Origin of the sequence: Pseudescherichia sp. AS216, assembly GCF_037152055.1 — a bacterium.
Taxonomy (GTDB): domain Bacteria; phylum Pseudomonadota; class Gammaproteobacteria; order Enterobacterales; family Enterobacteriaceae; genus Pseudescherichia.
The window spans coordinates 1-262 of the sequence record NZ_JBBCMV010000035.1 but is presented as its reverse complement, the minus strand read 5'-3'; the positions used below and the strand labels follow the sequence as shown (position 1 = coordinate 262).

The 262-nt window shown below is 50.8% G+C and carries 1 protein-coding gene; it reads left to right on the top strand.

Annotation, left to right across the window (positions count from 1 at the left end; translation table 11 throughout):
• Positions 1-234: hypothetical protein (locus tag WFN61_RS21015; protein WP_337039151.1), on the top strand; the 234-nt coding region annotated here is incomplete at its 5' end.
• Positions 235-262: the final 28 nt, after the last annotated feature.

Genomic DNA, 262 nt, shown 5'->3' with positions numbered 1-262 from the left:
GTGCCGCCAGGCAAATTCTTTGTGCTCGGTACGCAATACTTTATCGCATCAGCCGCGTTGCCTGCGCTCGCAAAGTCAGTCACATACTTCAGTATGCTCCTTCCTTTCCTTTACTGGCCGCCTTGCTGCTGCGCAAATTATTGCGCACGTCAGTCTGAATCTAAGCTGAAAATCGTCACTCAAATCCGCCAAAACATCTTCGGCGTTGTAAGGTTAAGCCTCACGGTTCATTAGTACCGGTTAGCTCAACGCATCGCTGCGC